This is a genomic window from Mycoplana azooxidifex, assembly GCF_014196765.1.
GTDB lineage: Bacteria > Pseudomonadota > Alphaproteobacteria > Rhizobiales > Rhizobiaceae > Mycoplana > Mycoplana azooxidifex.
In genome coordinates this window covers 258,234-275,219 of the sequence record NZ_JACIEE010000006.1, presented here as the reverse complement: position 1 = coordinate 275,219, position 16,986 = coordinate 258,234, and the positions used below count along the sequence as shown (strand labels likewise).

Genomic DNA, 16,986 nt, shown 5'->3' with positions numbered 1-16,986 from the left:
TTCGAACCGAATATAAGGAACTATGAAAATGGCTGATCTCGCAAAGATCGTTGACGACCTCTCCTCGCTGACCGTCCTGGAAGCCGCTGAGCTTTCCAAGCTTCTCGAAGAGAAGTGGGGCGTTTCGGCTGCAGCTCCGGTAGCTGTTGCTGCTGCTGGCGGTGGCGCTGCTGCTGCTGCTGTTGAAGAAGAAAAGACCGAGTTCGACGTCATCCTCGTTGATGCCGGCGCGAACAAGATCAACGTCATCAAGGAAGTCCGCGCCATCACCGGCCTCGGCCTCAAGGAAGCCAAGGACCTCGTCGAAGGCGCTCCGAAGGCTGTCAAGGAAGCCGTCTCCAAGGCTGAAGCCGCTGACCTCAAGAAGAAGCTTGAGGACGCCGGCGCCAAGGTCGACGTCAAGTAATATCGGAATGTGCCGGGGGAGGCTCGTCCTCTCCCGGTCGTTTCCTCTGAACTGATTACCCAAGAGCCGTCGAAAACGGCTCTTGGGTAATGGGTTCTCAAGAGGATGGTCCAGAACCGAACCGCTTTCAGGCATTCCGGCCGGCGGGTTCGCGTGACGGACGAGATTGGGAATACCCATGTTCGACGGGATCGACTGGCCAGCGAACCCCGTCCGTTGCAGGCCCGGATGCACTAGTTTGAAGGAGCGACGATGGCTCAGACCCTTTCGTTTAACGGTCGCAGGCGCGTACGCAAGTTTTTTGGAAAAATTCCCGAAGTCGCAGAGATGCCGAACCTCATCGAGGTTCAGAAGGCGTCCTACGACCAGTTTTTGATGGTCGAAGAGCCCCAGGGCGGCCGCCCGGACGAGGGGCTTCAGGCCGTTTTCAAGTCGGTCTTCCCGATCACCGATTTCTCCGGCGCCTCCATGCTGGAGTTCGTTTCCTATGAGTTCGAGCAGCCGAAGTTCGACGTCGAGGAGTGCCGCCAGCGCGACCTGACCTATGCGGCGCCGCTCAAGGTGACGCTGCGCCTGATCGTGTTCGATATCGATGAGGATACCGGCGCGAAGTCGATCAAGGACATCAAGGAACAGAACGTCTACATGGGCGACATGCCGCTCATGACCGACAACGGCACCTTCATCGTCAACGGCACCGAGCGCGTCATCGTCTCGCAGATGCACCGTTCGCCGGGCGTGTTCTTCGACCACGACAAGGGCAAGAGCCATTCTTCCGGCAAGCTGCTGTTCGCCGCCCGCGTCATCCCCTATCGCGGCTCCTGGCTCGACATCGAGTTCGACGCCAAGGACATCGTGCATGCCCGTATCGACCGCCGCCGCAAGATCCCGGTGACGTCGCTGCTGATGGCGCTCGGCATGGACGGCGAGGAAATCCTCGATACCTTCTACACGAAGTCGCTCTACCAGCGCGACGGCGAAGGCTGGCGCGTGCCGTTCCATCCGGAAGGGCTGAAGGGCCAGAAGGCCGTCTCCGACATGATCGACGCCGATAGCGGCGAGGTCGTGGTCGAAGCTGGCAAGAAGCTGACCCCGCGCGTGCTGAAGCAGTTGACCGAGAAGGGCCTGAAGGCGCTCAAGGCGACCGACGACGATCTCTACGGCAACTATCTGGCGGAAGACGTCGTCAACGTCTCGACCGGTGAGATCTACCTCGAAGCCGGCGACGAGATCGACGAGAAGACCCTGCCGGTCATCCTGTCCGCAGGCTTCGACGAGATCCCGGTTCTCGACATCGACCACATCAATGTCGGTGCCTACATCCGCAATACGCTGACTGCCGACAAGAACGAGAACCGCCAGGACGCGCTGTTCGACATCTATCGCGTCATGCGTCCGGGCGAGCCGCCGACGATGGAATCGGGCGAGGCGATGTTCCAGTCGCTGTTCTTCGACGCCGAGCGCTACGACCTGTCGGCCGTCGGTCGCGTCAAGATGAACATGCGTCTCGACCTCGACTGCCCGGACACCGTGCGCGTCCTGCGCAAGGATGACATCCTGGCGGTCGTCAGGATGCTGGTCGAGTTGCGTGACGGCAAGGGAGAGATCGACGATATCGACAACCTCGGCAACCGCCGCGTCCGTTCGGTCGGCGAGCTGATGGAGAACCAGTATCGTTTGGGCCTGCTGCGCATGGAGCGTGCGATCAAGGAACGTATGTCCTCGATCGAAATCGATACCGTGATGCCGCAGGACCTGATTAACGCCAAGCCGGCGGCTGCTGCCGTCCGCGAATTCTTCGGCTCCTCGCAGCTGTCGCAGTTCATGGACCAGGTGAACCCGCTCTCGGAAATCACGCACAAGCGCCGTCTTTCGGCCCTTGGCCCGGGTGGTCTGACCCGCGAGCGCGCCGGCTTCGAAGTCCGCGACGTTCACCCGACCCACTATGGCCGTATCTGCCCGATCGAGACGCCGGAAGGCCCGAACATTGGTCTGATCAACTCGCTCGCCACGTTTGCCCGCGTCAACAAGTACGGCTTCATCGAAAGCCCGTACCGCAAGATCGTGGACGGCAAGGTAACGACGGACGTCGTCTACCTGTCGGCGATGGAAGAGGCCAAGTACCACGTCGCCCAGGCGAACTCGGTGCTGAACGCCGCCGGTGAATTCGAGGAAGAGTTCGTCGTCTGCCGTCACTCCGGCGAAGTCATGCTCGCCCCGCGCGACCAGATCGACCTGATGGACGTTTCGCCCAAGCAGCTCGTCTCCGTTGCGGCCGCACTCATCCCGTTCCTCGAGAACGACGATGCGAACCGCGCACTGATGGGCTCGAACATGCAGCGTCAGGCCGTTCCGCTCCTGCGGGCGGAAGCGCCGTTCGTCGGCACCGGCATGGAGCCGGTGGTTGCGCGTGACTCCGGTGCTGCGATCGCGGCCCGCCGCGGCGGCGTCGTCGACCAGGTCGACGCGACGCGTATCGTTATCCGCGCGACGGAAGATCTCGATCCGGGCAAGTCCGGCGTCGACATCTACCGCCTGCAGAAGTTCCAGCGCTCCAACCAGAACACCTGCGTCAACCAGCGTCCGCTGGTCACCGTCGGCGACGTTCTGAACAAGGGCGACATCATCGCCGACGGTCCGTCCACCGACCTCGGCGATCTGGCGCTCGGCCGCAACGCGCTCGTCGCGTTCATGCCCTGGAACGGCTACAACTACGAGGACTCGATCCTGCTCTCCGAGCGGATCGTGCGCGACGACGTGTTCACCTCCATCCACATCGAGGAATTCGAAGTGATGGCGCGTGACACCAAGCTCGGTCCGGAAGAAATCACGCGCGACATTCCGAACGTCTCGGAAGAAGCGCTGAAGAACCTGGACGAAGCCGGCATCGTCTATATCGGCGCCGAGGTTCAGCCGGGCGACATCCTCGTCGGCAAGATCACGCCGAAGGGCGAAAGCCCGATGACGCCGGAAGAGAAGCTTCTGCGCGCCATCTTCGGCGAGAAGGCCTCCGACGTCCGCGACACCTCCATGCGCATGCCGCCGGGCACCTTCGGTACCGTCGTCGAAGTTCGCGTCTTCAATCGCCACGGCGTTGAGAAGGACGAGCGTGCGATGGCGATCGAGCGCGAGGAGATCGAGCGTCTCGCCAAGGACCGCGACGACGAGCAGGCGATCCTGGACCGCAACGTCTACGGCCGCCTGATCGACATGCTGCGCGGCCATGTGGCCGTTGCCGGCCCCAAGGGCTTCAAGAAGGGCACCGAGCTCTCCAACGCCGTCATCTCGGAGTATCCCCGCTCGCAGTGGTGGATGTTCGCCGTGGAAGACGAAAAGGCGCAGGGCGAGATCGAGGCGCTTCGCGGCCAGTATGACGAATCCAAGTCGCGCCTCGAACAGCGCTTCATGGACAAGGTCGAGAAGGTCCAGCGCGGCGACGAGATGCCTCCGGGCGTCATGAAGATGGTCAAGGTCTTCGTCGCCGTGAAGCGCAAGATCCAGCCGGGCGACAAGATGGCCGGCCGTCACGGCAACAAGGGCGTCGTCTCGCGCATCGTTCCGGTCGAGGACATGCCGTTCCTCGAAGACGGCACGCATGTCGACATCGTTCTGAACCCGCTGGGCGTGCCTTCGCGCATGAACGTCGGCCAGATCCTGGAGACGCACCTGGGCTGGGCCTGCGCCGGCATGGGCAGGCAGATCGGCGAGATGCTGGACGCCTACAAGGCGGGCGGCGAGATCAAGCCGCTGCGTGACACGATCGACAGCGTCATCGGTTCGGGCCCGAAGGGCGAGCCGATCAAGCAGTACGACGACGAGTCCATTGTTCGGCTTGCCGAGCAGACCCGCCGTGGTGTGTCGATCGCGACCCCTGTCTTCGACGGCGCCGTCGAGAAGGACGTCAACGAGATGCTCGAACAGGCCGGCCTCAAGGTCACCGGTCAGTCGACGCTCTTCGACGGCCGTACCGGCGACCAGTTCGACCGCCAGGTCACCGTCGGCTACATCTACATGCTGAAGCTGAACCACCTCGTGGACGACAAGATCCACGCTCGTTCGATCGGCCCGTACTCGCTCGTTACCCAGCAGCCGCTGGGCGGCAAGGCGCAGTTCGGCGGTCAGCGCTTCGGGGAAATGGAAGTCTGGGCGCTCGAAGCCTACGGCGCCGCCTACACCCTGCAGGAAATGCTGACGGTGAAGTCGGACGACGTGGCCGGCCGAACCAAGGTGTACGAGGCCATCGTTCGTGGCGACGACACCTTCGAGGCGGGCATTCCGGAGAGCTTCAACGTTCTCGTCAAGGAAATGCGCTCGCTCGGTCTGTCGGTCGAACTCGAGAACTCGAAGGTCGATGCCGCCGCCGAGGCTGGCCAGCTTCCGGACGCCGCAGAGTAAAAACTGATCGGGTGCGCGCCGAACGCGGCGCGCACCGTTTCCGCTCCGTCCGGTCGGGCAGGGGCGGCTAAACCGTTTCAAGCAGCGCCTTGCGGCACCCGGGTATCGCCGCAATCGCTTGCTAAGCAGAGGGCCTAAGGCCCACGAAGGAGATAGGCATGAACCAAGAGGTCATGAACCTTTTCAATCCGCAGGTGCCTGCGCAGACGTTCGATTCCATCCGGATCTCGATCGCTTCTCCGGAAAAGATTCTTTCCTGGTCTTATGGTGAGATCAAGAAGCCGGAAACGATCAACTACCGTACGTTCAAACCGGAACGCGACGGTCTTTTCTGCGCGCGTATCTTCGGGCCGATCAAGGACTACGAGTGCCTGTGCGGCAAGTACAAGCGCATGAAGTACAAGGGCATCATTTGCGAAAAGTGCGGCGTCGAAGTCACGCTGTCGCGCGTTCGCCGCGAGCGCATGGGCCATATCGAGCTCGCAGCTCCCGTCGCCCATATCTGGTTCCTGAAGTCGCTGCCGAGCCGCATCTCCACGCTGCTCGACATGACGCTCAAGGATGTCGAGCGCGTTCTCTATTTCGAGAACTACATCGTCACCGAGCCGGGCCTGACCTCGCTCAAGGAAAACCAGCTTCTTTCCGAAGAAGAATACATGATCGCCGTCGACGAGTTCGGCGAGGACCAGTTCACCGCCATGATCGGCGCTGAAGCCATCTACGAGATGCTGGCCTCGATGAACCTCGAGAAGATCGCCGGCGACCTGCGTTCCGAGCTTGCCGAGACGACCTCGGACCTCAAGCAGAAGAAGCTGATGAAGCGCCTGAAGATCGTCGAGAACTTCATGGATTCCGGCAATCGCCCGGAATGGATGATCATGAAGGTCGTCCCGGTCATCCCGCCGGACCTGCGCCCGCTGGTTCCGCTGGATGGCGGCCGTTTCGCGACGTCGGACCTGAACGATCTGTACCGCCGCGTCATCAACCGCAACAACCGTCTGAAGCGCCTGATCGAACTGCGCGCTCCGGGCATCATCATCCGCAACGAAAAGCGCATGCTGCAGGAATCTGTGGACGCGCTGTTCGACAACGGCCGTCGTGGCCGCGTCATCACCGGCGCCAACAAGCGTCCGCTGAAGTCGCTGTCCGACATGCTCAAGGGCAAGCAGGGCCGCTTCCGCCAGAACCTGCTCGGCAAGCGCGTCGACTATTCCGGCCGTTCGGTCATCGTGACCGGTCCGGAGCTGAAGCTGCACCAGTGCGGCCTGCCGAAGAAGATGGCGCTCGAGCTGTTCAAGCCGTTCATCTACGCCCGCCTCGACGCGAAGGGTTTCTCCTCGACCGTCAAGCAGGCCAAGAAGCTGGTCGAGAAGGAAAAGCCGGAAGTCTGGGATATCCTGGACGAGGTCATCCGCGAGCATCCGGTTCTGCTGAACCGTGCGCCGACGCTGCACCGCCTGGGCATCCAGGCCTTCGAACCGATCCTGGTCGAAGGCAAGGCGATCCAGTTGCACCCGCTCGTCTGCACGGCCTTCAACGCCGACTTCGACGGCGACCAGATGGCCGTTCACGTGCCGCTGTCGCTCGAAGCCCAGCTCGAATCCCGCGTGCTGATGATGTCGACCAACAACATCCTGCATCCGGCAAACGGTGCGCCGATCATCGTTCCCTCGCAGGACATGGTTCTCGGCCTGTACTACCTGTCGATCATGAACCAGAACGAGCCCGGCGAAGGCATGGCCTTTTCCGATCTCGGCGAATTGCAGCACGCGCTTGAAACCAAGTCCGTCACCCTGCACGCCAAGATCAAGGGTCGCTTCAAGAGCGTCGACGCCGACGGCAAGCCCGTTTCCAAGATCTACGAGACGACCCCCGGTCGCCTCCTGATCGGCGAACTGCTGCCGAAGAACGTCAACGTGCCGTTCGAGACCTGCAACCAGGAAATGACCAAGAAGAACATCTCCAAGATGATCGACACGGTCTACCGCCACTGCGGCCAGAAGGACACGGTCATCTTCTGCGACCGCATCATGCAGCTCGGTTTCGCCCATGCCTGCCGCGCCGGCATTTCGTTTGGCAAGGACGACATGGTCATTCCGGAAACCAAGGTGAAGATCGTCGGCGATACCGAAGCGCTCGTGAAGGAATACGAGCAGCAGTACAACGACGGCCTGATCACCCAGGGCGAAAAGTACAACAAGGTCGTCGACGCATGGGGCAAGGCCACGGAAAAGGTCGCCGAAGACATGATGGCCCGAATCAAGGCCGTTGAATTCGATGCCGAGACCGGTCGCCAGAAGCCCATGAACGCGATCTACATGATGTCGCACTCGGGTGCTCGTGGTTCTCCGAACCAGATGCGCCAGCTGGGCGGCATGCGCGGCCTGATGGCCAAGCCCTCGGGCGAGATCATCGAGACGCCGATCATCTCGAACTTCAAGGAAGGCCTGACCGTGAACGAGTACTTCAACTCGACCCACGGCGCCCGCAAGGGTCTTGCAGACACCGCCTTGAAGACCGCGAACTCGGGCTACCTGACCCGTCGTCTCGTCGACGTGGCGCAGGATTGCATCGTCAACCTCGTCGATTGCGGGACCGCGACCGGTCTCACCATGACGGCGATCGTCGATGCCGGTCAGGTCGTGGCCTCGCTCGGTGCCCGCATCCTGGGCCGTACGGCGCTCGACGATATCGATCATCCGGTAACGGGCGAGCGGCTGGTCGATGCCGGCAAGATGATCCTCGAGCCGGATGTGATCGAGATCGAGAAGGCCGGTATCCAGTCGATCCGCATTCGCTCCGCACTGACCTGCGAAGTCCAGACGGGCGTCTGCTCGGTCTGCTACGGCCGCGACTTGGCTCGCGGTACGCCGGTCAACATGGGCGAAGCGGTGGGCGTCATCGCCGCGCAGTCGATCGGCGAGCCGGGCACGCAGCTGACCATGCGCACGTTCCACCTTGGTGGCACGGCAAACGTGGTCGACCAGTCGTTCCTGGAAGCGTCGTACGAAGGCACGATCCAGATCAAGAACCGCAACATGCTGCGCAACTCCGATGGCAATCTCATTGCCATGGGCCGCAACATGGCGGTCCAGATCCTGGACGAGCGCGGTGTGGAGCGTTCCTCGCAGCGCGTCGCCTATGGTTCGAAGATCTTCGTCGACGACGGCGACAAGGTGAAGCGCGGCCAGCGTCTGGCCGAGTGGGATCCTTACACCCGCCCGATGATGACGGAAATGGATGGCGTCGTCGAATTCGAGGACGTCGTCAACGGCATCTCGGTGAAGGAAGAGACCGACGAAGTCACCGGCATCACGAAGCGCCAGATCATCGACTGGCGTTCGACGCCGCGCGGTACGGACCTGAAGCCGGCGATCGTCATCAAGGACAAGAGCGGCGCCGTCGCCAAGCTGTCCCGCGGTGGCGAAGCCCGCTTCCTGCTCTCGGTCGACGCAATCCTGTCGGTCGAGCCCGGCCAGAAGGTCAGCCAGGCTGACGTTCTCGCCCGCTCGCCGCTGGAAAGCGCCAAGACCAAGGACATCACCGGCGGTCTGCCGCGTGTTGCCGAACTGTTCGAGGCTCGTCGTCCGAAGGATCATGCCGTCATCGCCGAGATCGATGGTACCGTCCGCTTCGGCCGCGACTACAAGAACAAGCGCCGCATCACGATCGAACCGGCGGAAGACGGTGTCGAGCCGGTCGAGTACCTGATTCCGAAGGGCAAGCCCTTCCATCTTCAGGACGGCGACTACATCGAGAAGGGTGACTACATCCTCGACGGCAATCCTGCGCCGCACGACATCCTGGCGATCAAGGGCGTCGAAGCACTCGCTTCGTACCTCGTCAACGAGATCCAGGAAGTCTATCGACTGCAGGGCGTTGTCATCAACGACAAGCACATCGAAGTGATCGTCCGTCAGATGCTGCAGAAGGTGGAAATCACCGATGCGGGCGACTCGACCTACATCGTCGGCGACAACGTCGACCGGATCGAACTCGAGGACGTCAACGACCGCCTGATCGAGGAAGGCAAGAAGCCGGCCTACGGCGATCCTGTCCTGCTCGGCATCACCAAGGCGTCGCTGCAGACGCCGTCGTTCATCTCCGCCGCCTCCTTCCAGGAGACGACGAAGGTGCTGACGGAAGCTGCGATCGCCGGCAAGACGGACGGCCTGCAGGGCCTGAAGGAGAACGTCATCGTCGGCCGCCTTATCCCGGCGGGCACCGGCGGAACGATGACGCAGATCCGCCGCATCGCCACTGCGCGCGACGAGATGATCCTCGACGAGCGCCGCAAGTCCACGGGCGCCGGTGTGGCCACGCCGATGCTAGCCGACCTTGCCGAAGGCGAGACCGTGCCGGCGGGCGAGTAAGCCTGCTTCCGTCGGGGCGATCTGCCGCCCCGGCGAGCTTGACCAATGCGAAACGCCCGGAGCGATCCGGGCGTTTCTTGCTTTTTGCCGGGGCGTGCGTTGACCCCGCGAGACGTCGTCTATCCGATCCTGCCGGCGGAGGCCCGAACGACCCCGAAGCCGACCGACATCAGCAAGTGACACGGCCTGTCGCCGCCGAAACAAGGCCGTCCGATCCGTCGGGCGGCTCTTGAGCGTTGCGAGCTGCCGGTCCCGGTCACGCGAAGCGGATGATGGCGACCTCGCCCTCGAGCGCGCCCTGGTAGGCGGAGGCATGCGGCTCGTCGATCGGCGCGTCGGTCAGCGTGCCGATCTGGTCGAGGTCGGCCTCCAGGAAGCCTTCCTCCGCAAGCGCGTTCAGCGCCTCGCGCACGGCGCTGTCGTCGTCGGGCGCGCGCAGCATGACGTGGATGTCGATACCTTCGTCGTCACCGTCGCGCTCATAGGCCTTGCCGATGATGATAAAGACCATGGCGTCTTCATTGTTGTTGTCGTTGTCGGGGGAGATAGGCATGGCGCTTCCTTCATGTTCGGGATTTGAAAAAGTCATTACGCCGATCATGTGAAAATGGAAAGCGCGCACGGGGCGGGGAGGCGGCGGCCAGGGGACGTCAAGCCGGCAACAGTGGCATTGATTCTTCCTTTGCGATTCCTTAAGAATCATCGGGCAATAGCATTGCAAAGCGCCGGCTGTTCCGGCTTCGATTTTGCCTGCACGTGACGCGCAAACGCCTCGAAATTCAGGGCGCGCATCCAGGGTGAAGCAAGAATATTTCGCCAGTCCCCTTGACGTGCAGGGCGTAAGCCAGTAGAGCCACGCCCATCGGAGCCTATGTGAGGCTGGCTGGTTCAGTACGACTCGTTCTGAAGTTCGCCTCAAACAAGGCTTCAACGCACGTTGAAGACATGAATGCTGCACGCATGACGTGGTTCTGCCGCGTCCTCTGCTTTGGAGGGCCATTCGCAAAGCGCGGATCGGTCCTGTTTTGCGCATGAAAAGAAAGCGTGTGGCAGTCGCCGGTAACGGCAAAATCCGCCCGCAAGGGTAACGAGACAAGATTTAAGGGATGGTTGAATGCCTACCGTAAACCAGCTGATCCGTAAGCCGCGTCAGGCACAGGTAAAGCGCAATAAGGTTCCCGCTCTTCAGGAGAACCCGCAGAAGCGCGGCGTATGCACCCGCGTCTACACGACCACGCCGAAGAAGCCGAACTCGGCTCTGCGTAAGGTCGCCAAGATCCGCCTGACCAACGGCTTCGAAGTCATTGGTTATATCCCGGGTGAAGGCCACAACCTTCAGGAACACTCTGTCGTGATGATCCGCGGCGGCCGCGTCAAGGACTTGCCGGGCGTTCGCTACCACATCATCCGCGGCGTTCTCGACACCCAGGGCGTCAAGAACCGCAAGCAGCGCCGCTCCAAGTACGGCGCGAAGCGTCCGAAGTAACCAGTCACCAGCGCCATTTCGCTGGAACCCAATTTAGTTGAGAGACGAAAAGTATGTCCCGACGTCATAAAGCAGACAAGCGCGAGATCAATCCGGATCCGAAGTTCGGCGATCTCGTAGTAACGAAGTTCATGAACGCCATCATGCTCGACGGCAAGAAGTCCGTCGCCGAAACGATCGTTTACGGTGCATTCGACAGCGTTCAGGGCAAGTCCAAGCAGGACCCGCTCGGCGTGTTCCATTCGGCGCTCGACAATGTCGCGCCGCACGTCGAAGTTCGTTCGCGCCGCGTCGGTGGTGCTACCTACCAGGTCCCGGTCGACGTTCGTCCGGAGCGCCGTCAGGCTCTCGCTATCCGTTGGGTCATCGCAGCGGCACGCAAGCGGAACGAAACCACCATGGTCGAGCGCCTTTCGGGCGAACTCATGGATGCTGCAAACAACCGCGGCAGTGCAGTCAAGAAGCGCGAAGACACGCACAAGATGGCTGACGCCAACCGTGCATTCTCGCACTACCGCTGGTAATCTCGAAAAAGGCAGTCCATTATGGCACGCGAATATAAAATCGAAGACTACCGTAACTTCGGTATCATGGCGCACATCGACGCCGGCAAGACGACGACGACCGAGCGTATCCTCTACTACACCGGCAAGTCCCACAAGATCGGCGAAGTCCATGACGGCGCCGCCACGATGGACTGGATGGAGCAGGAGCAGGAACGCGGCATCACCATCACGTCCGCTGCCACCACGACCTACTGGAAGGGCCGTGACGGCAAGATGCGCCGCTTCAACATCATCGACACCCCCGGCCACGTCGACTTCACCATCGAAGTCGAGCGTTCGCTGCGCGTTCTCGACGGTGCCATTGCTCTTCTCGATGCCAACGCAGGCGTAGAGCCGCAGACGGAAACCGTCTGGCGTCAGGCTGAGAAGTACAATGTCCCGCGGATGATCTTCTGCAACAAGATGGACAAGACCGGCGCCGACTTCTATCGCTCGGTCGAGATGATCAAGACCCGTCTCGGCGCGACCGCAGTTGTCATGCAGCTGCCGATCGGTGCGGAATCCGAGTTCAAGGGCGTTGTCGACCTGATCGAGATGAATGCTCTCGTCTGGCGCGATGAATCCCTCGGTGCCCAGTGGGACGTCGTCGAGATCCCCGACGATATGAAGGCCAAGGCTCAGGAATACCGCGAAAAGCTGATCGAGACCGTTGTCGAGATCGACGAAGCCGCGACCGAAGCCTACCTCGAAGGCAACATGCCCGACAACGATCAGATCCGTGCGCTCGTTCGCCGCGGCACGATCGACGTCAAGTTCCATCCGATGTTCTGCGGTACCGCGTTCAAGAACAAGGGCGTCCAGCCGCTGCTCGACGCCGTCGTCGACTACCTGCCGTCGCCGGCCGACATCCCGGCCATCAAGGGCATCGACGTCAAGACCGAAGCCGAGATCGAGCGTCATGCTTCTGACGAAGAGCCGCTTTCGATGCTCGCCTTCAAGATCATGAACGACCCCTTCGTCGGTTCGCTGACCTTCGCCCGCATCTATTCCGGCAAGCTCGAAAAGGGCACGTCGGTCATGAACACGGTCAAGGAAAAGCGCGAGCGCGTCGGCCGCATGCTACAGATGCACTCCAACTCGCGTGAAGACATCGAAGAAGCCTTTGCAGGCGACATCGTTGCCCTGGCCGGCCTGAAGGAAACGACGACCGGCGACACGCTCTGCGATCCGCTGAAGCCCGTCATTCTCGAGCGCATGGAATTCCCCGAGCCGGTCATCCAGATCGCGATCGAACCGAAGTCCAAGGGCGACCAGGAAAAGATGGGCCTCGCGCTCAACCGCCTGGCAGCCGAGGACCCGTCCTTCCGCGTCAAGACCGACGAAGAATCCGGCCAGACCATCATTGCCGGCATGGGCGAACTTCACCTCGACATCCTCGTCGACCGCATGCGTCGCGAGTTCAAGGTCGAAGCCAACGTCGGTGCTCCGCAGGTGGCCTACCGCGAGACGATCACGAAGCTTTGCGAAGAAGACTACACGCACAAGAAGCAGACCGGTGGTACCGGCCAGTTCGCGCGCGTCAAGATCGTCTTCGAACCGAACCCGGAAGGCGAAGACTTCAAGTTCGAGTCCAAGATCGTCGGCGGCTCCGTTCCGAAGGAATACATCCCCGGCGTCCAGAAGGGCATCGAGAGCGTCCTGTCCTCAGGTCCGCTGGCTGGCTTCCCGATGCTCGGCGTCAAGGCGACACTCATCGACGGTGCCTTCCATGACGTCGACTCGTCGGTTCTCGCCTTCGAAATCGCATCGCGTGCCTGCTTCCGTGAAGCGGCCAGGAAGGCTGGTGCCCAGCTTCTCGAGCCGATGATGAAGGTCGAGGTCGTAACGCCGGAAGACTACGTCGGCGACGTGATCGGTGACCTGAACTCCCGCCGTGGCCAGATCCAGGGCCAGGAATCGCGCGGCGTAGCCGTCGTCATCGCGGCCAACGTGCCGCTGGCGAACATGTTCAAGTACGTCGACAACCTGCGCTCCATGTCGCAGGGCCGCGCGCAGTACACGATGACGTTCGATCACTATGCACCGGTTCCGTCGAACGTGGCGCAGGAAATCCAGGCAAAGTATTCCGGTCAGAAGTGACCGGAATACCCGATCTGAAACGATTTGACCTATTCCCCGCATAGGGGACAGAAAATGGAGAGCCGGAAATGGCAAAAGGTAAGTTTGAGCGCAACAAGCCTCACGTAAACATCGGCACGATCGGCCACGTTGACCATGGCAAGACGTCGCTGACGGCAGCGATCACGAAGTACTTCGGCGAGTTCAAGGCGTATGACCAGATCGACGCCGCTCCGGAAGAAAAGGCGCGCGGCATCACCATCTCGACGGCTCACGTCGAATACGAGACGCCGGCCCGTCACTATGCCCACGTCGACTGCCCCGGCCACGCCGACTACGTCAAGAACATGATCACCGGTGCAGCGCAGATGGACGGCGCGATCCTGGTTTGCTCGGCTGCCGACGGCCCGATGCCGCAGACGCGCGAGCACATCCTGCTCGCCCGCCAGGTCGGCGTTCCGGCGATCGTGGTGTTCCTCAACAAGGTCGACCAGGTCGACGACGCCGAGCTTCTCGAGCTCGTCGAGCTGGAAGTGCGCGAACTGCTGTCGTCCTACGACTTCCCGGGCGACGATATTCCGATCGTCAAGGGTTCGGCTCTGGCCGCCCTGGAAGATTCGGACAAGAAGATCGGCGAAGATGCGATCCGCGAACTGATGGCTGCGGTCGACGCCTACATTCCGACGCCCGAGCGTCCGATCGACCAGCCGTTCCTGATGCCGATCGAAGACGTGTTCTCGATCTCGGGTCGTGGCACGGTCGTGACCGGCCGCGTCGAGCGCGGCATCGTCAAGGTCGGTGAAGAAGTCGAGATCGTCGGCATCCGTCCGACCTCGAAGACGACGGTGACCGGCGTTGAAATGTTCCGCAAGCTGCTCGACCAGGGCCAGGCCGGCGACAACATCGGCGCGCTGATCCGCGGCGTGAACCGTGACGGCGTCGAGCGTGGCCAGATCCTGTGCAAGCCGGGTTCGGTCAAGCCGCACAAGAAGTTCATGGCCGAAGCCTACATCCTGACGAAGGAAGAGGGCGGCCGTCATACGCCGTTCTTCACCAACTACCGTCCGCAGTTCTACTTCCGCACCACCGACGTGACGGGCATCGTCTCGCTCCCGGAAGGCACGGAAATGGTGATGCCGGGCGACAACGTCACGGTTGCCGTCGAGCTGATCGTTCCGATCGCGATGGAAGAAAAGCTGCGCTTCGCGATCCGCGAAGGCGGCCGCACCGTCGGCGCCGGCATCGTCGCCTCGATCGTCGAGTAATCGACACCTCGATCGCCGAGAAGTCGGCGGAGAGGGCTAGCGGAATTCCCGGGCCGCGCTGCTATGCGGTCCGGGCATAGCCGCCACGAAAGATTTAGTCGGCCGCACCGCTTGCCGACGCGAGCAAAATAGTGCAAATGGCGCGCACGCGTGATTTGTACCTGCTTCGTCATGGTGCGATCGCCAAAGGACAAGGCCGGCCACGGCCGCTCAAATAGGAAGGGGCAGGGGAAACCTTGTCCCTCCGATCTTTGAAAAACTAGCGGACTGGCCGGGCATTAATCGAAGTTCAATGCGTGTTCCCCAAAGGGACCGCGGAAAACAAGAACAAGGACAAGTCGTATGAACGGCCAGAACATCCGCATTCGCCTCAAGGCGTTTGATCACCGGATCCTCGATGCCTCGACGCGTGAAATCGTCTCGACGGCCAAGCGCACCGGTGCCAGCGTTCGCGGTCCCGTGCCGCTTCCGACGCGTATCGAAAAATTCACGGTCAACCGGTCGCCTCACATCGACAAGAAGAGCCGCGAACAGTTCGAGATGCGCACCCACAAGCGTCTTCTCGACATCGTCGACCCGACCCCTCAGACGGTCGACGCCCTGATGAAGCTCGACCTCGCCGCCGGCGTCGACGTAGAGATCAAGCTCTAGTCAGGTTTCTCAAGTCCGGCGTAAGCCGAATAACAAGGAAGGTACGTGGCGCCAGCGCCAACGACTTCTAGGAACGGGAAACCCGAAGGTCGGATGGCCTCCGTGGAATCCTTAAACAAAAGGCGTGTAGGGGCCTCGCCCCCACAGGGCTTTTAAGAGGAATGAACCATGCGTTCAGGTGTGATTGCACAGAAAGTGGGAATGACTCGCGTCTATAACGACGCAGGAGAGCATGTCCCTGTAACAGTTTTGCGATTGGACGGCTGCCAGGTTGTCGCCCATCGCACGGAAGACAAGAACGGCTACACCGCAGTTCAGCTCGGTGCCGGCCGCTCGAAGGTCAAGAACACGACGAAGGCGCTCCGCGGCCAGTTTGCGGCTGCCAGTGTCGAGCCGAAGGCGAAGCTCGTCGAGTTCCGCGTTTCCGCCGATAACCTCATCGATGTCGGTGCGGAGCTTTCCGCCAGCCACTTCATCGCCGGCCAGCTGGTCGACGTGACCGGCACGACGATCGGTAAGGGCTTTGCCGGCGCGATCAAGCGCCACAACTTCGGCGGCCTGCGCGCCACGCACGGCGTGTCCGTTTCCCACCGTTCGCATGGTTCGACCGGCTCCAACCAGGATCCCGGCCGCGTCTGGAAGGGCAAGCGCATGGCTGGCCATATGGGCCAGACGCGCGTCACCACCCAGAACCTCGAGGTCGTTTCGACCGACGAGGACCGTGGTCTGATCCTCGTCAAGGGTGCAGTCCCGGGTTCCAAGGGTTCCTGGATCGTCGTCCGCGACGCCATCAAGTCCGGCATCCCGGCTGACGCTCCGCGTCCGGCCGCTGTCCGCGCCGCAGCTAAGTAAGGGAGCCTGGTTATGGATCTCAAAGTCACGACCCTCGACGGGAAGGACGCCGGCAAGGTTTCCCTCTCCGACGCGATCTTCGGCCTCGAGCCGCGCGAGGACATCATCGCCCGCGTCGTTCGCTGGCAGCTCGCCAAGAAGCAGCAGGGCACGCACAAGGCCAAGGGCCGCGCGGAAGTCTCCCGCACCGGCGCCAAGATGTACAAGCAGAAGGGTACGGGCCGCGCCCGTCACCATTCGGCTCGCGCTCCGCAGTTCCGCGGCGGCGGCAAGGCCCATGGCCCGGTCGTCCGCAGCCACGAGCACGACCTTCCCAAGAAGGTCCGCGCGCTCGGCCTGCGTCACGCCCTTTCGGCAAAGCTGAAGGCCGAGAACGTCATCATCATCGATGACCTCGTCGCCAAGGAAGCCAAGACCAAGGCACTGGCCGGCAGTTTCGCCAGCCTCGGCCTGACCAACGCCCTCTTCATCGGCGGCGCAGAGCTCGACAGCAACTTCAAGCTCGCAGCACAGAACATCCCGAACGTGGACGTTCTGCCGATCCAGGGCATCAACGTTTACGACATCCTGCGCCGCGGCAAGCTCGTGCTGACCAAGGCTGCGGTTGAAGCCCTCGAGGAGCGGTTCAAATGACGGATCTTCGCCACTATGATGTGATCGTTTCTCCTTCGATCACCGAAAAGTCGACGCTGGTATCCGAACAGAACCAGGTCGTATTCAACGTCGCCAAGACTGCTTCCAAGCCTGAGATCAAGGCTGCCGTGGAAGCGCTCTTCGGCGTCAAGGTCACGGCTGTGAACACGCTCGTCCGCAAGGGCAAGGTAAAGCGTTTCCGCGGCTTCTCCGGCCGGCAGGGAGATGTCAAGAAGGCGATCGTCACGCTTGCGGACGGTCAGTCTATCGACGTCTCCACCGGGCTCTAATCGGGCAGTCG

At 61.7% G+C, this 16,986-nt stretch carries 12 protein-coding genes; 11 read left to right on the top strand and 1 reads right to left on the bottom strand.

All coding sequences use genetic code 11. The annotated features are described in order from the left end of the window. The first annotated feature begins 28 nt into the window (after positions 1-28). From rplL to rpoC, 3 genes are all read left to right on the top strand, one after another. On the top strand, positions 29-406 hold the full coding sequence (rplL, locus tag GGQ64_RS15775) for a 50S ribosomal protein L7/L12 (RefSeq protein WP_183805994.1): 378 nt from the start codon (positions 29-31) through the stop codon (positions 404-406). Between the two features lie 252 nt (positions 407-658). Beyond that, positions 659-4,801, top strand: coding sequence for a DNA-directed RNA polymerase subunit beta (gene rpoB, locus GGQ64_RS15770; RefSeq protein ID WP_183805992.1), 4,143 nt, complete (start codon positions 659-661; stop codon positions 4,799-4,801). Between the two features lie 158 nt (positions 4,802-4,959). Next, complete coding sequence (rpoC, locus tag GGQ64_RS15765) at positions 4,960-9,174, top strand: DNA-directed RNA polymerase subunit beta' (protein WP_183805990.1); 4,215 nt, start codon at positions 4,960-4,962, stop codon at positions 9,172-9,174. 256 nt (positions 9,175-9,430) lie between these two features. Here the strand turns inward: rpoC and GGQ64_RS15760 are convergent, their stop codons facing one another. Further along, a complete protein-coding gene (locus GGQ64_RS15760) occupies positions 9,431-9,727 on the bottom strand; it encodes a transcriptional regulator (protein WP_112600313.1) in 297 nt (98 codons plus the stop codon). A gap of 561 nt (positions 9,728-10,288) precedes the next feature. On the opposite strand from GGQ64_RS15760, the gene rpsL reads away from it, so the two are divergent. The 8 genes from rpsL (at position 10,289) to GGQ64_RS15720 (ending at position 16,975) form a co-directional block, all read left to right on the top strand. Then, positions 10,289-10,660 carry a 30S ribosomal protein S12 gene (gene rpsL / locus GGQ64_RS15755; RefSeq protein WP_003507760.1) on the top strand — a complete coding sequence of 124 codons (372 nt, stop codon included), beginning with the start codon at positions 10,289-10,291 and terminating at the stop codon, positions 10,658-10,660. 53 nt (positions 10,661-10,713) lie between these two features. Next, positions 10,714-11,184 (top strand): 30S ribosomal protein S7, encoded by a 471-nt coding sequence (gene rpsG / locus GGQ64_RS15750; protein WP_183805988.1) that lies wholly within the window; start codon positions 10,714-10,716, stop codon positions 11,182-11,184. A 21-nt stretch (positions 11,185-11,205) separates the two neighbouring features. Further along, a complete protein-coding gene (gene fusA, locus GGQ64_RS15745; RefSeq protein ID WP_183805980.1) occupies positions 11,206-13,305 on the top strand; it encodes an elongation factor G in 2,100 nt (699 codons plus the stop codon). Positions 13,306-13,373: 68 nt separating this feature from the next. Beyond that, complete coding sequence (tuf, locus tag GGQ64_RS15740; protein WP_183805978.1) at positions 13,374-14,549, top strand: elongation factor Tu; 1,176 nt, start codon at positions 13,374-13,376, stop codon at positions 14,547-14,549. Positions 14,550-14,891: 342 nt separating this feature from the next. Then, positions 14,892-15,200 (top strand): 30S ribosomal protein S10, encoded by a 309-nt coding sequence (gene rpsJ / locus GGQ64_RS15735; protein ID WP_003547547.1) that lies wholly within the window; start codon positions 14,892-14,894, stop codon positions 15,198-15,200. A gap of 168 nt (positions 15,201-15,368) precedes the next feature. Beyond that, on the top strand, positions 15,369-16,052 hold the full coding sequence (gene rplC / locus GGQ64_RS15730; RefSeq protein WP_183805976.1) for a 50S ribosomal protein L3: 684 nt from the start codon (positions 15,369-15,371) through the stop codon (positions 16,050-16,052). Between the two features lie 12 nt (positions 16,053-16,064). Further along, positions 16,065-16,685 carry a 50S ribosomal protein L4 gene (gene rplD / locus GGQ64_RS15725; protein ID WP_183805974.1) on the top strand — a complete coding sequence of 207 codons (621 nt, stop codon included), beginning with the start codon at positions 16,065-16,067 and terminating at the stop codon, positions 16,683-16,685. Beyond that, positions 16,682-16,975, top strand: coding sequence for a 50S ribosomal protein L23 (locus GGQ64_RS15720; RefSeq protein ID WP_112599133.1), 294 nt, complete (start codon positions 16,682-16,684; stop codon positions 16,973-16,975). The genes rplD and GGQ64_RS15720 overlap by 4 nt, the downstream gene beginning before the upstream one ends. The last annotated feature ends 11 nt before the right edge of the window (positions 16,976-16,986 follow it).